Annotated in this window: 19 protein-coding genes, 2 tRNA genes and 1 pseudogene; 11 read left to right on the forward strand and 11 right to left on the reverse strand. The window is 75.6% G+C overall.

Annotated features, from left to right (window positions below; all coding sequences use genetic code 11):
* Positions 1-29: 29 nt before the first annotated feature.
* Positions 30-1,796 carry a glycerol-3-phosphate dehydrogenase/oxidase gene (locus SH587_RS20000; protein ID WP_320672424.1) on the reverse strand — a complete coding sequence of 589 codons (1,767 nt, stop codon included), beginning with the start codon at positions 1,794-1,796 and terminating at the stop codon, positions 30-32.
* A gap of 104 nt (positions 1,797-1,900) precedes the next feature.
* Here SH587_RS20000 and SH587_RS20005 point away from each other — a divergent pair, with 104 nt between their 5' ends.
* The 4 genes from SH587_RS20005 (at position 1,901) to SH587_RS20020 (ending at position 5,769) form a co-directional block, all read left to right on the forward strand.
* Complete coding sequence (locus tag SH587_RS20005) at positions 1,901-2,374, forward strand: hypothetical protein (protein WP_320672425.1); 474 nt, start codon at positions 1,901-1,903, stop codon at positions 2,372-2,374.
* Positions 2,375-2,477: 103 nt separating this feature from the next.
* On the forward strand, positions 2,478-3,827 hold the full coding sequence (locus SH587_RS20010; protein WP_320672426.1) for a PspC domain-containing protein: 1,350 nt from the start codon (positions 2,478-2,480) through the stop codon (positions 3,825-3,827).
* Positions 3,824-5,077, forward strand: coding sequence for a sensor histidine kinase (locus SH587_RS20015; RefSeq protein ID WP_320672427.1), 1,254 nt, complete (start codon positions 3,824-3,826; stop codon positions 5,075-5,077). Before SH587_RS20010 ends, SH587_RS20015 begins: the two co-directional genes overlap by 4 nt.
* The gene (locus SH587_RS20020; protein ID WP_320672428.1) at positions 5,074-5,769 is read left to right on the forward strand and encodes a LuxR C-terminal-related transcriptional regulator; all 696 of its coding nucleotides are present in this window, start codon (positions 5,074-5,076) and stop codon (positions 5,767-5,769) included. The genes SH587_RS20015 and SH587_RS20020 overlap by 4 nt, the downstream gene beginning before the upstream one ends.
* Here the strand turns inward: SH587_RS20020 and SH587_RS20025 are convergent.
* Entirely contained in the window at positions 5,766-6,572 is an 807-nt protein-coding gene (locus SH587_RS20025; RefSeq protein WP_320672429.1) for a DUF4328 domain-containing protein, read from the reverse strand. The genes SH587_RS20020 and SH587_RS20025 overlap by 4 nt on opposite strands.
* 103 nt (positions 6,573-6,675) lie before the next feature.
* Between SH587_RS20025 and SH587_RS20030 the strand changes: the two genes are divergently transcribed.
* The gene (locus tag SH587_RS20030) at positions 6,676-7,761 is read left to right on the forward strand and encodes an SDR family oxidoreductase (protein WP_320672430.1); all 1,086 of its coding nucleotides are present in this window, start codon (positions 6,676-6,678) and stop codon (positions 7,759-7,761) included.
* Between the two features lie 88 nt (positions 7,762-7,849).
* A complete protein-coding gene (locus SH587_RS20035; RefSeq protein WP_320672431.1) occupies positions 7,850-9,058 on the forward strand; it encodes a hypothetical protein in 1,209 nt (402 codons plus the stop codon).
* A 9-nt stretch (positions 9,059-9,067) separates the two neighbouring features.
* Here the strand turns inward: SH587_RS20035 and SH587_RS20040 are convergent, their stop codons facing one another.
* Complete coding sequence (locus SH587_RS20040; protein WP_320672432.1) at positions 9,068-10,060, reverse strand: hypothetical protein; 993 nt, start codon at positions 10,058-10,060, stop codon at positions 9,068-9,070.
* Positions 10,061-10,145: 85 nt separating this feature from the next.
* Here SH587_RS20040 and SH587_RS20045 point away from each other — a divergent pair, with 85 nt between their 5' ends.
* Entirely contained in the window at positions 10,146-10,706 is a 561-nt protein-coding gene (locus tag SH587_RS20045) for a cob(I)yrinic acid a,c-diamide adenosyltransferase (protein WP_320672433.1), read from the forward strand.
* On the opposite strand, the gene SH587_RS20050 is transcribed toward SH587_RS20045, so the two are convergent.
* The 3 genes from SH587_RS20050 to SH587_RS20060 form a co-directional block, all read right to left on the reverse strand.
* Positions 10,642-11,583, reverse strand: a complete 942-nt coding sequence (locus SH587_RS20050; protein ID WP_320672434.1) for a phosphatase PAP2 family protein — start codon at positions 11,581-11,583, stop codon at positions 10,642-10,644. The two genes, SH587_RS20045 and SH587_RS20050, sit on opposite strands and share 65 nt — an antisense overlap.
* 63 nt (positions 11,584-11,646) lie before the next feature.
* On the reverse strand, positions 11,647-14,199 hold the full coding sequence (locus SH587_RS20055) for a membrane dipeptidase (RefSeq protein WP_320672435.1): 2,553 nt from the start codon (positions 14,197-14,199) through the stop codon (positions 11,647-11,649).
* Positions 14,200-14,250: 51 nt separating this feature from the next.
* Positions 14,251-15,768 carry an LCP family protein gene (locus SH587_RS20060; protein WP_320672436.1) on the reverse strand — a complete coding sequence of 506 codons (1,518 nt, stop codon included), beginning with the start codon at positions 15,766-15,768 and terminating at the stop codon, positions 14,251-14,253.
* A gap of 249 nt (positions 15,769-16,017) precedes the next feature.
* On the opposite strand from SH587_RS20060, the gene SH587_RS20065 reads away from it, so the two are divergent.
* Positions 16,018-16,614, forward strand: coding sequence for a hypothetical protein (locus tag SH587_RS20065; RefSeq protein ID WP_320672437.1), 597 nt, complete (start codon positions 16,018-16,020; stop codon positions 16,612-16,614).
* Between the two features lie 17 nt (positions 16,615-16,631).
* On the opposite strand, the gene SH587_RS20070 is transcribed toward SH587_RS20065, so the two are convergent.
* Positions 16,632-16,704: transfer RNA gene (locus SH587_RS20070), tRNA-Glu, on the reverse strand.
* A 133-nt stretch (positions 16,705-16,837) separates the two neighbouring features.
* Here SH587_RS20070 and SH587_RS20075 point away from each other — a divergent pair.
* Positions 16,838-16,921: transfer RNA gene (locus tag SH587_RS20075), tRNA-Leu, on the forward strand.
* A 73-nt stretch (positions 16,922-16,994) separates the two neighbouring features.
* Positions 16,995-17,510 (forward strand): hypothetical protein, encoded by a 516-nt coding sequence (locus SH587_RS20080; RefSeq protein ID WP_320672438.1) that lies wholly within the window; start codon positions 16,995-16,997, stop codon positions 17,508-17,510.
* 8 nt (positions 17,511-17,518) lie between these two features.
* Here SH587_RS20080 and SH587_RS20085 read toward each other — a convergent pair whose 3' ends face one another.
* The 4 genes from SH587_RS20085 to SH587_RS20100 form a co-directional block, all read right to left on the reverse strand.
* A complete protein-coding gene (locus SH587_RS20085; protein WP_320672439.1) occupies positions 17,519-18,865 on the reverse strand; it encodes a DUF4153 domain-containing protein in 1,347 nt (448 codons plus the stop codon).
* A 67-nt stretch (positions 18,866-18,932) separates the two neighbouring features.
* Positions 18,933-19,883: a sensor histidine kinase gene (locus SH587_RS20090; protein WP_320672440.1), complete on the reverse strand. Its 951-nt coding sequence runs from the start codon at positions 19,881-19,883 to the stop codon at positions 18,933-18,935.
* The gene (locus tag SH587_RS20095; RefSeq protein WP_320672441.1) at positions 19,880-20,560 is read right to left on the reverse strand and encodes a response regulator transcription factor; all 681 of its coding nucleotides are present in this window, start codon (positions 20,558-20,560) and stop codon (positions 19,880-19,882) included. Before SH587_RS20095 ends, SH587_RS20090 begins: the two co-directional genes overlap by 4 nt.
* A 75-nt stretch (positions 20,561-20,635) precedes the next feature.
* Entirely contained in the window at positions 20,636-21,535 is a 900-nt protein-coding gene (locus SH587_RS20100; protein WP_320672442.1) for a haloalkane dehalogenase, read from the reverse strand.
* 176 nt (positions 21,536-21,711) lie between these two features.
* Between SH587_RS20100 and SH587_RS20105 the strand changes: the two are divergent.
* Positions 21,712-22,015: pseudogene (locus SH587_RS20105) on the forward strand (hypothetical protein); the annotation flags it as partial.

Here is a 22,015-nt window from a genome sequence, read left to right on the forward strand (position 1 = left end):
TCGTCTTCGGACATCCGATCGGGCTGATCCTAGGCGGTCGGGCGGTCAGGTCCGCCGGAGGCCGGCGCGACCGCGTGTTCACTGTCCACCCCGGACTGCTCGCTCGACCCTCCGGCCCCGGCGCCCCCGCCGGGAACCAGCCCCTCCAGCCGCGCCTCGTCCAGGAAGTCCGCGACCGCCGCGTCGACCCCCGCGGCGTCCCAGCCGACCTCGGGCGCCATCGCCTGAGCGACCTCGCGGGCGACCCGCCCGCCGTCGGCCGTCACCGTGCGCGCCGCGGTCAGCCCCAGCCGGGTGCGCCGCAGCAGCGCGTCGCCGACCGACCGCGCCTGCTCGTGGCGGGCGGCGTGGACGACCTCGGCCAGCAGGTCGACCGGGCCGTCGTCGACCACCGGCCGCGCCAGCTCCGGGCGCTCCTCGGCCAGCGCCAGCAGATCGCGGGCGACCAGGCCGTAGCGGGCCGCGAGCTGGGCGCGCGCCTCGGCCGTCGTCCCGCGCACGTTCGGCAGCCGCAGCGGATCGACCGGCTGCCCCAGCGGCAGGTGGTCGGTGCGGCAGGGCGCCACGCGGCCCTCGCGCTCGACCAGCCGGTCGACGGTCTGCTTGGCCATCCGCCGCCAGGTGGTGAGCTTGCCGCCGGTGATCGTGAGCATCCCCGAGGAGGTCTCGTAGAGCTCGGCCCGGCGCGAGATGTCGACCGAGCGCTTGGGATCGCCGGTCGAGATCAGCGGCCGGACGCCGGCGTAGGCGCCGCAGACGTCGTCGAACCCGAGCGAGGTGCCGAAGAACTCGTTGACCCCGTCGAGGATGTAGGTGACGTCCTCGTCCGGCGGCGGGACGTGGTCGAGGTCGCGGTGGTCGTACTCGTTGTCGGTGGTGCCGACCAGCGTCCGCCCCAGCCACGGCAGCGCGAACATGAAGCGGCCGCCGCCCGACGGCACGATCGCGCCCGAGCGCAGCGGCAGCTTCTCGACCGGCAGCGTCACGTGGGTCCCGCGCGAGGGCCGGATGACCGGCACCTCGGCCTCGTCGCGCAGCTCGGCCGGGCGCAGCCGGTCGGCCCAGACGCCGGTCGCGTTGACGACGTTGTCGGCCTGGATCGGGAAGGTCGCCCCCGTCTCGCGGTCACGGACCTCGACGCCCTCGGCCAGTCCGTCGCGCTCCAGCAGCCCGAGCACCTCGACCCGGTTGACGCAGACCGCGCCGAAGCGCTCCGCCTCCTGGAGGATCGTCAGCACCAGCCGGCTGTCGTCGGTCTGGCAGTCGTAGAAGAGGTGGCCGCCGGTCGGGTTGCGGTCGGCCAGCGCCGGCAGGTGCTCGACGACCTCGCGCGGGTCGAGCGCCCGGTGGCGGTCGGGGCTCCAGGCCCGCTCGTCGTCGGACATCTGGCGCCGGCGCCGGCGGCCTCCGCGGCGGGCGTCGACGGCCAGCACGTCGTAGAGGTTGAGCCCGACGCCGGTGATCCGGTCCGGCCGACCCGAGCCGGCGTTGGCGACCACCAGCGGCAGCGGGGTGACCAGGTGCGGCGCCAGGCGGGCGTTGATCTGCCGCTCCAGCAGCGCCTCGCGGACCAGGCCGAGGTCGAAGCTGGCCAGGTAGCGGAGGCCGCCGTGGACCAGCTTCGAGCTGCGACTGGAGGTGCCGGAGGAGTAGTCGGCCCGTTCGACGAGGGCGACGGAGAAGCCGCGCGAGGCGGCGTCGAGCGCCACCCCCGCGCCGGTGACTCCGCCACCGACCACGACCACGTCGAAGGTCTCCTCGGTCAGGGCACCGATGGCGTCGGAGCGCTCAAGCACCCCTGGAGCATCGCATCCCGGGACGGCGCTCGGGCGACCGCTGCGCCCGCTCCCGTCCGCTGGTAGCGTCGGGCCGGCCCCATCGTCGGCGGGGCCCATCCCCCATGCGCACCATCCCCCGCTCCCCGATGCTGCTGGTCGCCGTGCTGGCGGCGGCGATCCCGGTCAGCGCCCTCGCGGCCGGCTCCGATCCCCGCTACGACAGCACCGGCTACGACGGCGGCACGACCACCACGACGACCCCCACGCCCCCGCCGCCCGAGAAGGCGACGCTGCGGCTGACGGTCAAGGTCTCGAAGACCCGCGCCACCGGCAGGATCCCGGTCACGGTCCGCGGCAGCCTCTCGGGCAGCGCCAAGGTCCGGGCGACGGCGAAGGTCGCCGGGCGGCCGGTGAAGCTGCCGACCCGCACGGTCCGCTTCAAGGCCCGCCGGGCGGCGGCGGTGACGCTGCTGCTGCCCGCCCGCGGGCGCAGCGCGCTGCGCAGCGGCCGGCGGCTGAAGCTGACGGTCACCGCCAGCGGGCAGGTCGGCGGCGTGCCGCGGACGGCCAGCGTCTCGCGCACCCTGCGCCCCTGATCGCGTTCCGGGGATGATCCGGGACGGGCCCGGGGCATCCCCCATGGTGGACGGCGTCGCCGGGCTCCACCCTGGTTGCATCACCGGAACCAGGAAGTCCCGCATGCGCACCCTCGCCACCACGTCGCCCGCCGACGCCCCCGCCTACCGCGAGCTGACGCCGCCCCGTCGCGGACGGTCGGCGACGATCGTCCGGGCCGAGCGTCCTGCCGGTCCCGACCAGCCGACGACCGCCAGCGACCCGGCGGTCGAGCGCGGCGACGGCGACCTGACCGCCGAGACCGCCGTCCACGAGCCGCAGGCCGGTGGGCCGGGCGGCGGCGGACCGGACGGTCCCGGCGCGGGCGGCTTCGGCGGCGCCGGCGACGGGGACGGCGGCGACCACGGCGGCGGCGACCACGGGGCCGGCGGCTCCGACGGCCCCAGCGGCGACGGCGGTGGCCGCGGCGGCGCCCCGACCCCCGCCGGCGGCCTCTTCCGCTCCCGCAGCGACCGGATGCTGTTCGGCGTCAGCGGCGGGATCGCCCAGCGCTACGGCTTCGAGCCGGTCCTGATCCGGGTCCTCTTCCTCGGCTCGATCTTCCTCGGCGGCGCCGGGCTGCTCTTCTACCTGGCGGCCGCGATCCTGATCCCGGAGGAGCCGGTCGACGTCGACGGCGTGCCGAGCTCGGTCGCGGCCGGCACCGCCAGCGCCTCGGCGAACGCGGCCGGCGGCGTCCTGCGGCTGCTGCTGGGGATCGCCGCGGTCTTCGGGATCCTGGTCGGCTTCGGGATCGTCGCCGCCTGCAGCTTCGCCGTCACCGCGCTGCTCGGCGCCTGGCCGGTGGCGGTGATCCTGGCGATCCTCGCGGTCGCGCTGGTCGGGGCCCGCCAGAACCGCCGCGCGGCCAGCACCCTGCTGGTGGTGATCCTCGCCTTCGCCCTGCCGGCGGCCTCCGCGGTCGTCGCCGACATCGACGTCGACCGCTCGATCGGCGAGCGCACCTACCGGCCGTTCGACGCCACCCGGGCCCGCGACGGCTACCGGCTCGGCGTCGGCGAGATGACCGTCGACCTGCGGCAGCTGCCGCTGCGGCGCGACAGCGTGCTGCGGGTTCCGGCCCGGGTCGACGTCGGCCGCCTGAACGTGCTCCTCCCCCGCAACCGCTGCGTCGCCTGGAGCGTCGACACCCGGATGACGATCGGCGGCGACACCCGCGTGCTGTCCCGCCACAGCAGCGACAACACCGCCTTGTCCAACCACCGCGAGAGCTTCGAGATCGATCCCGGCAAGGACCGCCCGCAGGTGAACCTGGACCTGCGGGTCGGGGTCGGCGAGCTGTTCGTGACCCGCAACCCGGCCGACCTCGACGGCCACGGCCGGTTCGGCAACTGGCGCTGGTCGGGCCCGAACGCCGGCGCCGACCCGATCCGCACCGACGCCTGTCGCAAGAGCCGGAGCGCCCGCGGGTGACCGATCCCTGGCTGCCCCGGCTGACGGCCGCGCTGACCGCCCTCGCGGCGGTCGCGCTGGTCGTCGCCGACGGCTCCTCGGGCCGCGGCGGACGGGCGCTCCTAGCGGGCGTCGCGCTGCTGCTCGGGGTCGTCGGCGTGCTGGCCTGGGGGCAGCTGGCGCTGGCCCGCCACCGCGAGCGCCAGGCCGCCCGACGGGCCGTCCGCGACGCCCGCGCGACCGGCGTCAACCGCCGGACGGCGTCGGGCGTGCTGCTGGTGCTGGCCGGGGTGACGGCCGGCCTGCTGGCGCTGCAGGCGATGACCGGGATCGACTTCTGGGCGCTGCTGCTGCTGGCGGCCGGCGGTGCGGTGCTCTGGTCGCAGGTCGGCGCGCCCGATCCGGATCCGGACCAGCAGAGCGGCTGGCAGCGGCTCGTCGGCCGCCGCGGCGAGGCCGATCCGGAGACCGACCGGATGCTGCTCGGCGGCGGCATCGCGCTGGTGCTGCTCGGCGCGCTGGCCACGCTCTCCTCGCTCGGGGCGCTGACGGCGTCCCGCAACGGGGTCCTCCAGACGCTGGTCGCGGTGGCCGTGATCGCGGTCGTGATCGCCCCCTTCTGGCGGCGGATGTCGCGGCGGGCGGCGGTCGAGCGGTCGGAGCGGATCCGCGGCGACGAGCGGGCCGAGGTCGCCGCCCACCTCCACGACTCGGTGCTCCAGACCCTGGCCCTGATCCAGCGCCGCAGCGACGACCCGCGCGAGGTCGCCAAGCTGGCCCGGCGGCAAGAGCGCGAGCTGCGGCTGTGGCTGTCGGGCCGCAGCGAGCGTCCCGACGACGAGCTGATGGCGGCGCTGCGGGCCGCGGCGGCGGCGGTCGAGGTCGAGCACGCGGTCGAGATCGAGGTCGTCACCAGCGGCGAGCAGCCGCTCGACGACCGCACGGCGGCGCTGGTCGCGGCGGCCCGCGAGGCGATGGCCAACGCGGCCCGCCACGCCTTCGCGCCGGCCGACGGCGAGCCCGGCGGCGTGCCGGCCCGCGGCGGCACGATCCAGGTCTACGCCGAGGCCGAGGACGGCCGGGTCGAGGTCTTCGTCCGCGACCGCGGGCGCGGCTTCGACCCCGGCGACGTGCCCGGGGACCGGCGCGGCGTCCGCGAGTCGATCGTCGGCCGGATGCGGCGGGCCGGCGGGCGCGCCACCATTCACGCGGCGCCCGGAGAGGGCACCGAGGTCGAGCTGCTGCTCGACGAGCGAAAGGACCGATCGTGACCACCCTGCCCACCGTCGTGCTCGTCGACGACCACGCGCTCTTCCGCGCCGGCGTCCGCGCCGAGCTGGAGCAGCCGACCGCCGCCGGCGCCGGCGGCGAGCCGCCGCGGCCGCGGGCGACCGTCCTCGGCGAGGCGGGTGACGTCGACGTGGCGGTGCGGCTGATCCTCGACCGCGAGCCCGACGTGGTGCTGCTCGACGTCCACATGCCGGGCGGCGGCGGGGCCGAGGTGCTGCGGCGGGTGCACGAGACCCGGCCCGGCCAGCGGTTCCTCGCGCTGTCGGTCAGCGACGAGCCGGAGGACGTGATCAGCCTGATCCGCGCCGGCGCCCGCGGCTACGTGACGAAGACGATCTCGGGCGACGAGCTGGTGGCGGCGATCGAGCAGATCCGGGCCGGCGACGCCGTCTTCTCCCCGCGGCTGGCGGGCTTCGTGCTCGACGCCTTCGCGGGCCGGATCGACGCCGGCGCCGCGGTCGTCGCCGATCCCGAGCTGGACCAGCTGACCGACCGCGAGCGCGAGGTCCTGCGCCTGATCGCCCGCGGCTACATGTACAAGGAGATCGCCCGCCGGCTGACGATCAGCCCGAAGACGGTCGAGCACCACGTCTCGGCGGTGCTCCGCAAGCTCCAGCTCTCCAACCGCCACGAGCTGACCCGCTGGGCCACCGAGCGGCGGTTGGTGGATTAGGTCGGCAGCAGCCCGTCGAGCCCCGCCCGCCGCCGCTGGCGGTCGGTGATCCGCCACATGATCCGAATCATCAGGACGCCCGCGACCGCCAGGCCGAGCGCCATCGCGGCACCGACCAGCGAGAGCACCGCGAAGTCGTCGAGCGTCTCCGAGGGCAGCGCCGCGTAGGCGATCCGGCCGCCCAGCACCACCAGCAGCCAGACGCCCCACCAGACCGCCAGCCAAGCCGGTGGCTCGGCGGTGCCGTCCGGGTCCTCGCCGTCGTCGAGGCCGGAGCGCCACAGCTCGTTGATCGCCGCCTTCGGCGCGAACCACTGCCAGACCGGCACCAGCCAGCAGAAGACGGTCGAGACCGGCCCGAACGACGCCCAGCGGAAGCCCAGCTCGGGCAGGTTGCGGTTGGCCCGGACCTGCCACAGCAGGACGCAGACGCCGCTGACGATCAGCGCCAGCGCCCAGACCGCGATCCAGGCGTCGTTGCGCTGGAGCGCGTCGTTGAGCGCGTCCAGGTGCGCCTGGTGGATCGGCAGCGCGTCGACCGGGGCCGCCCCCGCGCCCGGGACGTCGTCGGCCACCCGCCGCGCCTCGAAGTACGCCAGCACCCCGGAGATCGCCCCGACCGCGCCAGCCGCGCTGGCCAGGCCGACCGCCAGCGTCGCCAGCTTCAGCCGCGTCGGGGCGTCGGTGTAGCCCTGCAGCGGCCGCTCGCGGTGGCCCGGCTCGGGACCGTCGCCGTAGTACGGCGGTGGATCGGGCGCCGCCGGCGCCACCACCGCTGGTTCCCCCACATGACCCTGATCCATGCGGGCAGCGTACGCGGCCCGCACACGTCCGTGTCCGCGGCGGACGATCGTCCGACCGAGGCCGCGCGGTCCCGCAACCTACGCGTCGGTAGGATGGCGCGCCATGGCCTCGCGCACGATCCTCTTCACCGGCTTCCCGGGCTTCATCGGCGCCCGCCTGATCCCGCTCCTGCTCGACCAGGATCCGGACGCCGTCGTGGTCGCGCTGGTCGAGCCGCGGATGGTCGAGAAGGCCCAGATCGCCGCCGCGGCGCTCGGGCGCGGGGACCGGCTGCGGATCCAGCCGGGCGACATCACCGACCAGCGGCTGGGCCTGGACGAGGCGAGCTACCGGCGGCTGGCGGCCGAGACCGTCGCCGTCCACCACCTGGCGGCGATCTACGACCTCGCCGTGCCGCTGGGGCTGGCCGAGCGGGTCAACGTCGAGGGCACGCAGAACGTGATCGACTTCTGCCGCGCCGCGCCCAACCTGGAGCGCCACAACTACGTCTCGACCGCCTACGTCGCCGGCCTCCGGCGCGGACGGGTGATGGAGGCCGACCTCGCCGCCGGCCAGAGCTTCAAGAACCACTACGAGTCGACGAAGTTCGCCGCCGAGGTGCTCGTGCGGGCCTCGATGGACGAGGTCCCGACCACCATCTACCGGCCCGGGATCGTCGTCGGCGACTCGCGGACCGGCGACACCCAGAAGTTCGACGGGCCGTACTTCCTGCTGCGCTCGATCGCGGCCTCGCAGCGGACCGGCGGCCTGATCGTCCAGCCCGGCACGATGGCCGCGCCGCTCAACGTCGTCCCCGTCGACTTCATCATCGACGCGATCGTGACCGGCGCCGGCGACCCGCAATTCGCCGGCGAGACGCTGCACCTGGTCGACCCCGACCCGATCAGCTCGGCCGAGCTGTTCGCGCTGCTCTCCCGCGAGTACGCCGACAAGAGCCCGTCGCTGCGGCTGCCGTGGCCGCTGGTCGACCAGGCGCTGCGGCTGAAGCCGGTCCGGACGCTCTTCGGCGGCACCCCGCGCGAGTCGCTGATCTACCTGCAGCACGAGGTCCGCTACGACACCAGCCGCGCCACCGAGCTGCTTGGCCGCCACGGCGTCCGCTGCCCGCCGGTCGCCAGCTACGTGGCGCCGATGACCGCGTTCTTCCGCCAGCACGAGGACGACCCGGCGTTCGCCCCCGCCCACTGACGCCGATCGACGGGCCGGTCGCCGCCCGCCCGTCCCGTCGATCGGTCCAGCGGCGAAACTCCCTGCCCTCCCGCGGGTTCCTGCAACCGTGACGCCCCGTCCCCTGCTGCCCCTCGCGCTCGCCGCGCTGCTCGCCCTCGCGCCCGCCGCGGCGGCCGACGGCGACCCCGCGCCAGCCGACGGCGGCAGCGGCACGAGCACGAGCACGACCACGAGCACGACTCCGACGCCGCCCGCGAGCGACGACCCGCAGCCCGCCACCCCGGCCCCCGCCCCGACCCCCCCCGCCGTGGCGTTCGACGCGGCGCTGCGCGGCCCGACCGTGCTCTCGGTCGAGCCGAACGACACCCCGCTCGACGGCTGGAACGGCTGGCTGCTGTGGAGCCGCCGCGGCCCGGACGGGCTCTTCCACCTGATCGCGCGCCGGCCCGACGGCAGCGGCGTCGAGCTGCCGACGCCGCCGCAGCCGCGCCCCTTCGACGCCGGGATCGGCCCGGGACCGAGCGGCCAGGCGCTCGTGGTCTACAGCCGCTGCGCGACCCCGATCGCGCCCGCCCCGACCGGCTGCGACGTCTGGCAGATCGACCCGCAGACCGGCAGCGACGTGCCGGTGCCGTCGGCCTCGCAGCCCGACGTCGACGAGCGGCACCCGGCCGTCTGGGGCCGCCGGATCGCGTTCGCCCAGGCCGTCCGCGGCGGCAGCAGCGCCCGGGCGGGGGTCGCGATCGCCGCCCTCGACGGCCCGCCGCCGGCGCGGCCCCGCCACCTCGGGCCGCGGCGCGAGCGGCGCGGACGCGCGGTGACGACCGTCCCCGAGTACGGCCCGGTGGCGATCGACCTCCGCGGGTCCACGATCGCCTACAGCTGGCGGGCGCACGGGATCCGCACCCGCTGGTCGCTGCGGATCGCCGTCGGCAGGCGGACCCGCACCGTCCAGAGCGTCGCCCCGGGCCGCCGCACCTTCGCCGAGATCGGCGCCCCGGCGCTCGGTCGCCGCGACGTGATCGTGCCGATCCTGCGCAGCGGCGGCGGCGGACGCTCGGTGCTCCTGCGCAGCTCGCGCAACGGCGCCCGGCGGTGGGTGCTGGAGAGCGGCTTCAGCTCCGCCCAGACCGAGCGCTACGGCTCGGCCCTGACCGCGATCGCGCGTCCCGACGATCGTCACCTGGCCGTCGTCCGGCGGCTGGCCAGCGACGGCCGCTTCGGCTGCCGGGCGACCGCGCTGCCGCGGACCCAGGGCTGCGAGCTGCTGTGGCTGGACGTCGACGCGCAGCCCTGGCGGCGGCTGCGCCGCTGATCGCCGACCTCAGCGGCGCAGCGGCAGCGGCAGCACGTCGCCGCCCTCGATCGCGACCGCGAAGCGACGCGCCAGCAGCGTCGGGTCGAGCGCGCCGGCTGCCCGCAGGACGCCGGCGTCGTCGGTGCCGGTGACCGCCCAGCTCGGCGGCTCGTCGCGGTAGCGCGAGGCGACGATCAGCCCGGCGCCGGCCCCCAGCGTCCGCGCCGTCCGGCCCTCGGCGTCGAGCAGCGCGATCCGGCGGCCGTCGCGGTCCGGGCGGGCGAAGATCCCGGAGATCCCGACGCCCATCTCGAGCAGGCCGGCGGCCGGGTCCTCGCGGATCGCGCTCCAGCGGCCGACGGCGATCCGCGCCGTCTCCGGGTTGTAGGAGCTGCGGAGGGCGGTCGTGGCGGCCGGGATCCCGTAGCGGACGAGCACGTCGCGGACCATCCGGCAGGCCTGGGCCCGCGGCTCGGTGCACTCCACCCGCACCGGCCAGCGCTTGCCGTCGAAGCCGTGCAGGAACGGCTCGGGGAAGCTGCCGACCACGCCCCGCGGCCGCGCCGCCGGGCCCGGGGCGGAGCGGTCGAACCAGATCGTGTCGCCGTCGTGGACCTCGGCCTCGGTCGCGCGCTCGAAGGTCGTCGGCCGCTGCTCGTGGGTCGGGCGGCTGTCGTCGAGGGCGCCGGTCTCGGGCGGGGCGCCGTTGATCCAGAACGACCAGCGCGCGTCGCCGCTGGCTGCGGTGTCGCCGATCGCGGTCACGTCGCCCTGGCGGTCGAGCCGGACCTTCGCCGCCCGCCGCAGCACGTCGGCCACGTGCTCGCCGTCCTTGACCGGCAGCTGGTCGCGGTCGAGCAGCAGCCGGCTGCCGCGACCGTCGGTGACCAGCACCCGGACGCCCTGCGGCTCGTCGTCGCCGCTCCCGCAGCCGGTCAGCCCGGCCACGGCGACCACCGTCAGCAGCGCGGCCGACCACCGGCGGACGAGGCGGGCGGAGCGGGTCTGACGGCGCGGCACGGGGCCGGATCCTAGTCGCGGCAACCCGCCTGCGACCCCTCCCCGTCGTGGTCGGCCGGCCGCCGGGCCGCGATAGGGTCGGCTGGTGACCGTCAACCTGACCCGGATCTACACGCGGCTCGGCGACGCCGGCGAGACCCACCTGGGCGACATGAGCCGGGTGCCGAAGACCCATCCGCGGATCGAGGCCTACGGCGAGATCGACGAGCTGAACAGCCAGCTCGGCGTGGTGCTGACGCTCGCCGACCTGCCGGAGCGGTTCGGCCCCTGGCTGCGGCGGATCCAGAACGACCTCTTCGACCTCGGCGCCGACCTGTCGGTGCCCGAGGACACCGAGCACGCCCGCAAGGACCGGCTGCGGGCCACGCCCGAGCAGGTCGCGTGGCTGGAGCAGCGCTGCGACGAGGTCAACGGCGAGCTGACGCCGCTGCGCTCGTTCCTGCTGCCGGGCGGCACGCCGTCGGCCGCCCACCTGCACGTGGCGCGGACGATCTGCCGCCGGGCCGAGCGGCGGGCGCTGCTGGTCGAGGGCGCCAACCCCGACGTCGCGAAGTACCTGAACCGGCTCTCCGACCTGCTCTTCATCCTCGCGCGGGCGGCCAACGGCGGCGAGGAACCGCTCTGGCAGCCGGGCGCGGGCCGCTGAGCGGCGCTTCCCGGGCCTCGTCCTCCCCCGCCGCGGTCAGCGTCGTCGCGGCGGCGACCAGCGTCAGGGCCAGCGCGACGATCGCGCCGACCACCACCACCGCCGCCGTGTGCTGGTCGACGGTCCCCAGCAGGCCGCCGTCGGTGCGGGCGGCCCGCGAGGCCGCGATCAGCAGCCCGAGCCCGAGCAGCAGCAGCGGCCCGGCGACGTGGACCGGTCGCAGCGGCCGCCGGTCGGGCGGCGTCGGGGCCGGACGCCAGCGCTGCCAGGCCACCAGCACCATCGCGGCGAGCGTGACCCAGATCGCCGCGCACAGGTAGCCGCCGAAGACGTCGGTCGGGTAGTGGTAGCGGCCGGCGATCAGCCCCAGCCCGACGCCGCAGGCTCCGAGCCCGCCGACCACGGCCACCAGCGGCCGCAGCCGCCGGGGAGCCACCAGGATCGCCAGCAGCGCCACGGTCATCGCCGCCGTGCTGTGCCCCGAGGGCCACGAGGCGTCGGCGATCCGGGCGGCGGCCAGCGGCACGTCGCGCGGGGCGGCCAGCAGCTGCTTCAGGTTCTGGGCCATCAGCTCGCTGGCCACCATCGTCGGCGGGATCAGCAGCGCCAGCCGCCAGCGCCGCCGCAGGGCCGCCACGAACACCAGCGCCAGGCAGAACTGCAGGTACGAGGCGGGGTTGCCCAGCCGCACGAACCACCACCACGGCTCCGACTGCCAGAACGGCGAGATCGCCTCGATCGTGCGCGCGTCGAGCACGTCGGCGGTGCGGCTGGGCCGGAGCACGAAGCCGACCAGCAGGAAGGTCCCGACCAGCCCGGCGAGCACCAGGCTCAGGTGGTGCAGCGCGGGCGAGCGCCGTCCGTCGGGGAACCGCACCCGCCCTACGCTAGGTCACCGGGATCAAGCGCGGCTGAGCCGGCCGCGCCGCCGCCGTCCCGCTCAGCGGACGCCGGCCAGCCGCAGCGTCCGCCGCAGGCTGCTGGCGCGGGCCCGCTCCGGCGCCACGACGGCGATCGCGCTGATCCGGCCCTTGCTGGTGTGCAGCACCACCCGCGGGCTGGTGCGGCTGCGGGCCCGGCGGACCCAAAGGCCGCGGCCGACCCGCTTCGCCACCCGCCCGACGCGCCGCACCGACGAGCCGACCCGCAGCCCCGCGACCCGGTGCTGACGGGCGGTCGAGGTCATCGCGACCGTCCGGCCGTCGTCGCCGAAGACCGCCGCCACCGTCGCCTGGCGGCCGTCGCGCTCGGTCACGCAGTAGCGGTAGGCGTCGAGCGGGCGCGCCGTGGGCTGGCCGACCCGCCGCAGCAGCGAGGCCGCCGACTCGTCCAGCCGCAGCGGGCCGACCTGCGAGCGGCCGAAGGCGCCGGCCTCGACCTTGCAGCCGGGATACGGCACGCCGGTCGCCCGCTCCCAGGTCTGGAGGTAGGCCTCGGCGCCGGCCAGGAGGTCGTCGACGATCGGCTGGCCGGCGATCTGACGCAGGTCCTCGTACCAGTCGGGGTAGAGCCCGTACTGCGCCACGCCCTCCTCGTTGAGGTCGAAGACGCGGTTGCCGGTCCGGTTGCGGTCGAGCGTCACCGCGCCGTCGATCGAGCGGAAGGGGTAGCGGACCGGGTTCTTGGCGTTGTCGCCGCGCGGGCCGCCCTGGGCGCCGAAGCCGTTGATGTCGGCGCCGTAGCCGAGCCCGAAGAGGAACCGCGGGTTGCGCTGCTTGCGGAGCACCTTCCACTGCTCGGCGAAGCCCTTCGAGCCGCCGGCGTAGGGCCCGATGAAGCCGCCCAGCTGGTAGATCCGCTTCGGCGTCGTCTCGTCCGACCAGCCGTGGCTGGAGAGCACGCCGGGGTAGCGGCGCCGCTCGAGCAGCTTCAGCGCCTCGTCGCGGGTCTTGACGCTCATGTGGTCGACCTCGACCATCATCCCCTTGCTGATCATCCGCTCGATCAGCCGCTTGCCCAGGTCGCTGAGGCCGCGCGGGTTGCAGAGCGGGCCGGCGGGGTAGACCGGCAGCGCGCCGTGCAGGCCGACCAGGGTCAGCAGCTGGGTGACGATGTCGAGCCGCGGGAAGGCGTCGAGGTCGTAGGTGTCGGACGGGTGGCCCTCGGCGCAGCGCTGCAGGCGCAGGAAGTGCGAGGTCCCGACCAGGTTGCCGACGTTGGTCAGGACGCCGGTCAGCCCGCCGTCGCCGGTGGTGCCGCCGAAGGCGTTGTCGAACTTGTGGACGGGGAAGGCGCTGCGCACGCCCAGCCGGTACATCTCGTCGAGCCGCTGCTCCATCTGCTCGGGCGTGCAGGCCGGGGTGTCGTTCGGCAGCGAGCAGTTGAACGCCTCCGAGTTCTCCATCCCGAGGACGATCGCGAGCTTGCCGTCGTTGATCACCCGCCGCGCCTGCTGCGGGCTCTTGACGATCCGGAAGAAGCCCTTGCCGGGACCGCCGAACTGGGCGTCGATGTAGTCCTGCAGCTGCTCGGTGTAGCGAAGCTGCTCGTGGATCGTCTCCATCTCGTCGCAGCTGCGGTTGCGGACCGGCCAGATCCGGCAGAGGACGCCGTTGTCGACCAGGTCGACGACCATGATCCGCAGGCCGCCGCGCCAGGCCCGCTCGACCCAGCGCCAGTAGGCGCCCTCGTGGGTCAGCGAGTCGTGGCGCGGCCAGTCCTTCAGCGACGGGTAGCCGGAGGCGTCGTGGAAGCCGATCGGGTTGCCGCCGAGGAAGTTCTCCAGCAGCGCCGCGCCGCCGCCGAGCAGGGCGTGGTCGGGACAGTCGACGAGGGCCTTCTCGATCCCGTAAGGCGACCACATCCGGCCGCAGTGGACGGCGCCGCCGATGAAGTTGAAGTTGATCGGGTGGTTGTGGGTGTCGATCAGGCCGCGGACCTCGCCGTCGCGCCAGCTGCCACGGGCCGGCGTGCCGACGGCGTTGATCTCCGCCTCGGGGAAGACCGCGCAGTTGCCGGCCGCGACGAACCGGAAGGCGGCGGTCTCGCCCTCGGCCCGCGGCGGCGCGACCAGGCTGCCGCCGCTGCCGCCGTCGACGGCCAGCACGCCGCCGGTCAGGCCCTCGATCCGGAAACGGCCCGCGCCGGCCGGCTCGATACGCCAGTCCCCCGCCGGTCCGAGGTTGCCGGAGGCCAGCACCGCGCTGCCGTCGCCGCGGGTGATCGCGGTCCGGTCGCGGCCGTAGAACAGGTAGCGGCCGAGCGCGGTGGCCTGCATCCGAAACGCCTCGGCACCGCCGGCGGCGATCGCCTCGGCCCGGTAGCCGCCGTCGGGACGGCGGACGACGAAGCGCCCCGTCGCGACCGACTGGAGCGCGTAGCAGCCGTGGACCAGCGAATAGCGGGTCGCCGGCTCGGCGGCTGGCGCGCTGGCTGGCCAGGCCGTCGCGAGCAGGGCCAGCAGCGCGACCAGCGCCGCTCCGATCCCCCGCCCGCGCCCGACCGTTGAACGGCACGCCGCGACGTGCCCCGCACTCCCCCGGAAACTCCGCACGGGAGCACCCTAGCCCACCTGGTTACACCCGTGCAACGTGGCCCCGCGGGGTCAGCCGCGGTAGACGGCCAGGGAACGCGCGAGGGCCCGCATCTCGCCGTTGCCGAGGGCGTTGGAGAGCGTGTTGGAGACCCAGTACGTGCCGCGATCGGTGCGCAGCATCAGGCGCCGGATCTTGCGGCCGTCGTACTGGACCAGGAACGTCCGGCCGCCGATCCGCTCCTGGTCGTCGGCCAGGTCGAGGATCGGCGGATCGCGCCAGGTGGTGCCCTCGATCCCGTAGTACTGGCCGATCGCGGGGTTCTCGGCGACGACGATCCGGTAGGCCGGCCAGGGGTAGGTCTTGCCGTCGGCGGCGGCGATGTCGTAGGGGCGGGAGGAGACGTCGTCGTAGCGCGACCGCCGCTCGATCGCGGTCGGGTAGAGGATCGGGAAGGGCGTGCGGGGCGCGAGCTCGCCGGCCACCAGCCGCTTGCCGGCACCGCCGTCGGCGACGACCGTCGGCGGGGTGGCGGCGCGCCGCCGGCGGGGCCTGGAGCGCGGAGCCGGCGTGCCCTGGCCTTCGGCGTCGCGGGCGCGGCGGTGGGCCCCGCCCGGGACGCTGTCGGGGTGCAGGAACTGGTGGGCGGCGCGGGCCAGGGCCTGGGGCGTGGCGGCGACGTTGCCGCCGGCGACGTCGCGGGTGGCGAGGGGGATCTTCTCGGTCGGCTTGCCGGCGATGTTGGCGGCCAGCTTGACCACGCCGAGGACGTCGCGGGAACCGCGGACGTCGGTCGTCAGGTAGGGCTGGATCGCCCGCAGGATGTCGTTGTGGTCGCTGAAGATCCGAGTGGCGGCGATCTGACTCCGGGCCTCGGACAGGTAGTTGGACTGGCGGGCCTCGCGGACCAGGTCGTTGTCCAGGTGGCGGAAGCGGACGTAGGCCAGCGAGTCCTCGCCGCAGAGCCGCTGGTAGCCGGCGGGCACGTCGATCTCGGCGTAGCGCTTGCCGGGCGGCAGGCCGGCGTTGTCGTTGAAGTAGCGGCGATCGATGTCGACGTAGAAGCAGCGCAGTTCGTTGACCGCCTGCGCGAACGCCGTGAAGCGGATCGACACGTAGTGCTCGATCCGGAACGGTTCGCCGGGGGTGCTGAGCAGTCCCCTCAGCGTCCGGACCAGGTTGCGCGGCCCGCCGGCGTAGGTCTCGTTCAGCTTGCGCGTGCCGCGGCCGGGCAGGTCGACCTCCAGGTCGCGCGGCAGCGACAGCATCGTGGTGGCCTTGGCGTCCGGATCGAGTCGGATCAGCATCATCGTGTCTGACCGCGTCGGCGTGCCCTTGGCGTCGCCGAAGCGGTGGTCGTCGCCGACCAGCAGGATGGTCTGCGCCTCGCCCGAGCGGACGTCGTCGAGGACCCCGGTCAGGCCCGGATCGTCGGCCCCCTCGAGGATCCCGCCGATGTCGTCGGCCTGCTTCCAGATCACGATCGCCACCCCCGCGCCAACGGCGAGCAGCACGATCAGGCCGGCGACGACGATCCGCAGCGCGAAGCGGCGACCGGGATGCGGCGACGGCGACGGCGTGGCGACCACGCGTTCGAGGGTAGTGGGCGGGTCCGGTGCGGTGCGGAGGGTGGGTCGGGGGCGATGCCCGAGATGTTTGCCGCGCTGGGCGGAGCGCCAGCGCTACCATTGGCCTGGTATCAGCCGTCTGGGGGGAGCTCCCCCTCACCCGTCGAGCCGCCCTTCGAGGCGGCTCGATTCGTTCCGGCTCCAGGGCGGGGTGGCGGGAAACGCGACGCGCCCCTCCAGGCCCGCCCGCCGTGTGACGATGACCTCCCTGTGATCCGGATCGGTCTCCTGCTGCTCGTCGCCGGCGTCCTGCTCGTGGTCGTCGGCCTGGCCCTCGGACCGAGCGAGTTCGGCTTCGAGGGCGCGTACTTCGATGAGTCCGTGGGACAGTCGTTCGAGGTCGGCGGCTCGTACTTCCCGCCGTCGCGGTGGACGGTGCTCGACCTCCGCTACGGCCGCTTCTGGGCTGGGGCCGGCACGGTCCTGGTGCTGGCCGGCGGCGTGTCGGCGGTGATCGGCGCGAGGTCTCGGCGGCGCCACCTGGCCCGCTCCGCGTACGACGGTCGCCGGCGAACCGTCCGGATCGGCCTCGCGCTGCTCGCCGCCGGCGTCCTGCTCGTGGCCGTCGGCCTGATCGTCGGGCCGACGCTCCCGGACTTCGCGTTCTTCGACCGCTCGATCGGCGAGGACGCCTACGCCGGGGTCTTCGGCGTCGCACGGCCGCCGCGCTTGGACGTCCTGGTGCCCGGTCACGGCCCCTTCTGGGCCGGTGCCGGTCCGGCGCTGATGGTGGTCGGTGCCGCGGTCGCCGGCGCCGGGCGCCTGCGGCTCCGATGGTCGCTCCCGCAACGACGAAACCCCCGCTGAGCGAGGGTTTCGAGAGGTACCGCTACGGGGATTCGAACCCCGGTTTCCGCCGTGAGAGGGCGGCGTCCTAGTCCCCTAGACGATAGCGGCGCGGGGAGGGGATTTATAGCAGCGGATCGCAGGCCGTGTCGTCTCGTCGCCGGGCCGGGGCGGGACGTCGCAGCGCGAAGCCATGCGCTATGGTGCTCGTCCCCGCGGGTCCTCGTGATCGGCGGAACGCCACGCGGATGTGGCGGAATTGGTAGACGCGCACGGTTCAGGTCCGTGTGGTGGTGACACCGTGGAGGTTCGAGTCCTCTCATCCGCACTGGTTCGAAGGCCCCGCACCGCGGGGCCTTCGTCGTTCCGGGGCCCTCGTCGGGCGCCGTAGGCTCGCCCCAATGATCGCCGCCGCCTTCGCCGTCGTCCTCGGCGCGATCACCGCCACCGCACCGCCCGCGCGCCCGCCGCGTGCGCTCCGCACTCACGTGCTCGCCGGTCCGGTGATCGTCCGCAACGCCGGCACCCGGCTCGGCGACTTCGAGTACGTCGTGCTGTTCCGCGTCGACCGCGACCCGCTCACCGTTCCCGCCTGGCTGCGCAGCGACGCGTTCGTCGATCCCGCCGAGCGCCGCGGCAACGTGCGGATCGGCCGCCACCACTTCGCCGACGTTCCCATGAGCCGCCCTCGCCGGCTCCGGCCCCGGCACGGCACGTGCATCGCCTTCGAGGTCGTCCGCGAGCACCGCCGCACGGTTCGAGCTCCGGTCGGTGCGCGGCTGATGATCGCCTTGCGGCTGTTCGACACCAGCGGCCGCCTGGGCCGCCCCGTCCGCCGCACCGTCACCGTGGAGCCCGGATCGCCCGGCCTTTCCGACCAGGCCGGGCGCGCGACCCTCGACCGGATCGGCTGTTGATCCGGCCCTCACCGCCCCCGCATCCGCGCCAGGTTCCACCCCGCCACGCCGTCCGGCCGCCGCAGATCGGCCCGCAGCGCCCAGAGCACCGCGCCCCGTTCGCGGCCGGGAGCCAATCGTTCGACCGCCGGCAGCGCGTCGGCGCTCAGGCTGCTCAGGTAGTCGACGTCGACCGTCCCACCGGCGGCCGCCCGCGCCACCGCGCTCTCGGCGATCCGGCGGTCCGGGTCGCTGACCGCGAAGACCAGCACCGCCGCGGCCGTTGCCACCAGCGCGATCCGCGGCGCGCGACGGGCCACCGCCGGATGCGCGCCGGCCGCGAGCACCAGCAGCAGGACCGCCGCCAGCCACAGCAGCACCGCCTGCCCGCCGTAGCGGACCCGGCTCAGGCCGTAGGCGTCCTGCACCAGTTGCAACCGCAGCTCGGCGCTCGCCAGCACCACCAGCGTCAGGACGCACAACGCTCCCAGCAGCGCCCGCACCGCCCGGTCGCGATGACGCGCCAGCACGCCGACGACGGCGAGCGTCAGGACCGCCACCACCAGCAGCCGCACGAACCCCTGACGCGCGTACTCCCCGTACCCCAGGCCCGTCGTGCGCCGCACGTACTCGTCGCCGCCGAACAGGACCTGCAGCTGGACCGCCAGGTAGGCCACGAACAGCAGCACCAGCGCGGCGACCGCGATCAGCGCCTCGGTCCTCCCCCGCTGAGCCTCCCCGTCCGCCGCTCCGCCGGCGACCGGTCCAGCCGCGGCCCGCGGACCGCCCAGCGCCGCCCGGGCCAACGCGCCCGCGACCCCGGCCACCGCCGCGGCCAGCGCCAGCCGCCAGAGCAGGTCGGCCGGGTCGCGGTCGACCCGCAGCAGCCCGTCGGCGACATCGGCGAACGCCGGGTCGGCCGAGGCGAACAGGCCGCCGAAGCAGACCACCAGCGCTCCTGCCGCCGCCAGGCCGCGGACCACCGCAACCCCCTGCCGCGCCGAGACCCGCGGAGCGCCGGCCAGCGCGCTGCGGACCACCAGCGCTTGACCGGCCGGCAGCCGCAGCGGCGCCAGCACCGCCGGGGCGATCGCCGACCAGCGCGGTGGACGGGCGACGGCGGCGCCGGTCGCCGCCAGCGAACCAGCGACCGCGACGGCCACCACCCAGCCGGCGTCCCGCAGCGTCGGTTGCAGCGCGAGCGCGACGGCCAGCGCCAGCAGCGGCCGGTCGACCGCCCTCGGGGCCGCCGTCGCTCCGGCGGCGATGGTCAGCAGCAGGACGACGGTCAGCGCCAGGCCGACCCGTTGGCCGGCGACCGCCGTCGCGGCCAGGGCAGCGGCGATCGACGCGCAGAGCAGCGCGGTTCGGGACATGCGGATGACTCCTCTTTCGGACGAGGGACGAGACGAGAACGAGCAGGCGCCGGACGGCGCGGCGGCGCTAGGGCAGCTCGACGACCATCCGGCAACCGCGCGGGACGGCCGCCTCGGCGTGGATCGCGCCGCCGTGCAGCTCGACGATCGAGCGGGCGATCGCCAGGCCCAGTCCGGCCCCACCGGTCGATCGCGACCGGTCGCCGCGGGCGAAGCGCTCGAACAGCCGCTCGGCGTCGTCGCCGACCAAGCCGGGACCGCTGTCCTCGACATCGAGCCGCAGTCCGCCGTCGGGCCCGGCCGCCGCGCGGACCGTCACCGGCGCGCCCGGGGCATGGCGACGGGCGTTGTCGAGCAGGTTGGCCAGCACCTGGCGCAGACGGTCGGGATCGCCGTCGGCCCGCAGGCCGGCCGGCGCATCGACCACCACCCCGTCGATCGCCCGCGCGTCGGCCAGCAGCTCGTCGACGGCGAACGGGCGACGGCGCAGGACCGTTCCGCCGGCCTCCAGCTGCGAGAGGTCGAGCAGCTGGTCGGCCAGGTCGCCGAGTCGCTGGACCTGGGCCAGCAGCGCCGGCGGATCGACCGGCTCGACCCCGTCGACCGCGTTCTCCAGCACCGCGCGCAGGGCGCTCAGCGGGGTGCGCAGCTCGTGCGCCGCATCGGCGACGAGATCGCGACGGATCCGGTCGGTCTGCTCCAACTCCGCCGCCATCCGGTTGAAGGCGACGCCGAGCTGCCCGACCTCGTCGCGGGTGGTGACCGCCACCCGCTGGCCGTGCTCTCCGCGAGCGATCGCGTCGGCGGCGCGGCTCATCTGCCGCAGCGGCGAGATCGTCCCGCGCGCCACCAGCTGGACGGTGGCCAGCGACAGCACCAACGCCGTCAGCGCGCCGTAGCGCAGCCGCACGTCCAGCCAGGCGGCGACCAGCATCGTGCCCGCGGTGACGCAGATCGCCAGCACGATCACCAGGCCGAGCTTCAGCTTCAGCGATCCCAGGCGGTCGAGCGGGTTCACGGCTGATCCCCCAGCGCGTAGCCGTGGCCGGTGACCGTCCGGACGACGCCCGGGCCGAGCTTGCGCCGCAGCGCCGCGACGTGCGAGTCGACCGTCCGGGTCGAGCCGCCGGCCCGCCACTCCCAGACCTCGGCCAGCAGCTCGTCGCGGGTGAAGGCCCGGCCTGGTCGTCCGGCGAGCGTCGCCAGCAGGTCCAGCTCGGTCGGGGTCAGCGCGACCGGCTCGCCGTCGCGCAGCAGCCGCCGTCCCTCGAGGTCGAGGACGCAGCGCCCGAGCGTGATCCGGGCCGGCGCGGCGGCCTCGGCCGTCCGTGCGCTGCGCCGCAGGATCGCGTGGACGCGCGCCACCAGCTCGCGCGGGCTGAACGGCTTCGTCAGGTAGTCGTCGGCGCCGATCCCGAGGCCGACCAGCACGTCGGCCTCGGCATCGCGAGCGGTCAGGAAGAGGACCGGCAGCGGCCGGTCGGCCTGGATCCGGCGGCAGACCTCGATCCCGTCGTAGCCCGGCAGCATCCAGTCGAGGACGACCAGGTCGGGCGCCAGCCGGGTGCACAGCTCGACGCCCTCGGGACCGCTGGCGGCGACCTCGACGGCGAAGCCCTCGGACCGCAGCCGGGCGGCGACCGCGCCGGCGATCGTCGCCTCGTCCTCGACCACCACGATCGTCCGCCGGCTCATCGGTGGCGATGCTACGGGCGGTCACGTGCGGCGCGGGTCGCTGCGATGTGCGGATCCTGTGCAGACTCGGGCCTCTCACCCACCCCCGAGCCAGCGGACGATCCGCTCGCCGACCTCCTCCCCCGCGTCCTCCGGCAGGAAGTGGCCGACGCCGGCGATCAGCTGCGGCGCGCCGGCCCGGGTCAGCAGCCGCTCGGTGATCAGGCGGGCGAGCGGGTCGGCGGGCAGGACCGGATCCTCCGCGCCCCACAGCACCAGCTGCGGCCGGCCGTCGGCTCGCAGCGCCTCCTGGGTCGCCGCGCCGGCCGCCGCCCCGGGGTCGTCGGGCGTGCGCGGGATCAGCAGCGGCAGCGCGCGAGCCCCGGCGGTCGCCTCCGGCCGGTCGAACGGCGCCTCGTAGGCGGCCACCACCGCGGGCGCCAGGTCGGTCGCGCAGCCGCCGTTCACCAGCATCCCGATCGGCAGCTCGCTGGCGCTGGCGACGAACTCGCGGAAGGCGTGCCAGGCCGGGCTCATGGTCTGGCGGCCGTCGAAGACCCCGGTGTCCATCGCCACCAGCCGCGCGAACCGCTGCGGCCGCTCCAGCGCCGCCGTCCGCAGCCCGACCGGTCCGCCCCAGTCGTGGCAGACCAGCGTCGCGTCGCGCAGGTCGAGCCCGTCGACCAGGTCGACGAGCGAGGCCACCAGCCGGTCGTACGAGTACCAGCCGACGTCGGTCGGCTTGTCGGACCGCCCGAACCCCGGCAGGTCGGGCGCCACGCAGCGGATCCCGGCGGCGACCAGCCGCGCGATCGTCCGCCGCCAGAGGAACGACCAGGTCGGCTCGCCGTGGACCAGCAGCGCGACCGGCCCGTCCGCGGGCCCCGCGTCGAGGTGCGCCAGCCGCAGGCCCTCCCACTCCCGGTAACGGGGCTCGTAGGCGAAGTCGGGCAGCGCGGCGAAGCGCTCCTCGGGCGTGCGGTGGACGGCGGTCATCGCGGCTCCGGGTCGGGTCGACGGTCGACCGGCGCCGTGCCGAGCGGCCCGCGGCGGTCCGGGCGATCCTCGCCGACCACGCGACGCCCGTCCAGCGACCGCCCCACCGACCGAACGTCCACCCGCCGCCGAGGGTGTGGCCCGCCGTCCCAGACGCCGGTGCGATGATCGTCCCCGTGACCCCCGCCGCCCATGACGACCCCCGGGGCTTCGGTGCCCGCCCCGGGTGGCGGGCGCCCAAGGGCGCGGGGGCGCGACGCAGCCGCAAGGCCCGCCGCGGCGACGAACCCGAGCCGACCGCGGCCGCCGACGGTGCCGCTCCGCCGCCCGCCGCGGGCACGACGGCGGCGTACCTGGCCGCCGCCCTCGGTCTGGACGACGAGGACGCCGCCCGCCTGGCCGCCGAGGAGCTGCCGCCGCCCGGCGCTCCCGGCGCGCTGGCGGAGGGCGTCGCCGCCGCCGGCCGGCTGCTGCGGGCCG

The organism is Patulibacter defluvii (assembly GCF_034096925.1).
GTDB lineage: Bacteria > Actinomycetota > Thermoleophilia > Solirubrobacterales > Solirubrobacteraceae > Patulibacter > Patulibacter defluvii.

Excerpts from the sequence above, each read along its gene's own strand:
- SH587_RS20005 (WP_320672425.1), top strand. The coding sequence starts at position 1,901 with ATGCGCACCATCCCCCGCTCCCCGATGCTGCTGGTCGCCGTGCTGGCG.
- SH587_RS20010 (WP_320672426.1), top strand. The coding sequence starts at position 2,478 with ATGCGCACCCTCGCCACCACGTCGCCCGCCGACGCCCCCGCCTACCGC.
- SH587_RS20025 (WP_320672429.1), bottom strand. The coding sequence starts at position 6,572 with ATGGATCAGGGTCATGTGGGGGAACCAGCGGTGGTGGCGCCGGCGGCG.
- SH587_RS20030 (WP_320672430.1), top strand. The coding sequence starts at position 6,676 with ATGGCCTCGCGCACGATCCTCTTCACCGGCTTCCCGGGCTTCATCGGC.
- SH587_RS20080 (WP_320672438.1), top strand. The coding sequence starts at position 16,995 with ATGATCGCCGCCGCCTTCGCCGTCGTCCTCGGCGCGATCACCGCCACC.
- SH587_RS20085 (WP_320672439.1), bottom strand. The coding sequence starts at position 18,865 with ATGTCCCGAACCGCGCTGCTCTGCGCGTCGATCGCCGCTGCCCTGGCC.
- SH587_RS20095 (WP_320672441.1), bottom strand. The coding sequence starts at position 20,560 with ATGAGCCGGCGGACGATCGTGGTGGTCGAGGACGAGGCGACGATCGCC.
- SH587_RS20100 (WP_320672442.1), bottom strand. The coding sequence starts at position 21,535 with ATGACCGCCGTCCACCGCACGCCCGAGGAGCGCTTCGCCGCGCTGCCC.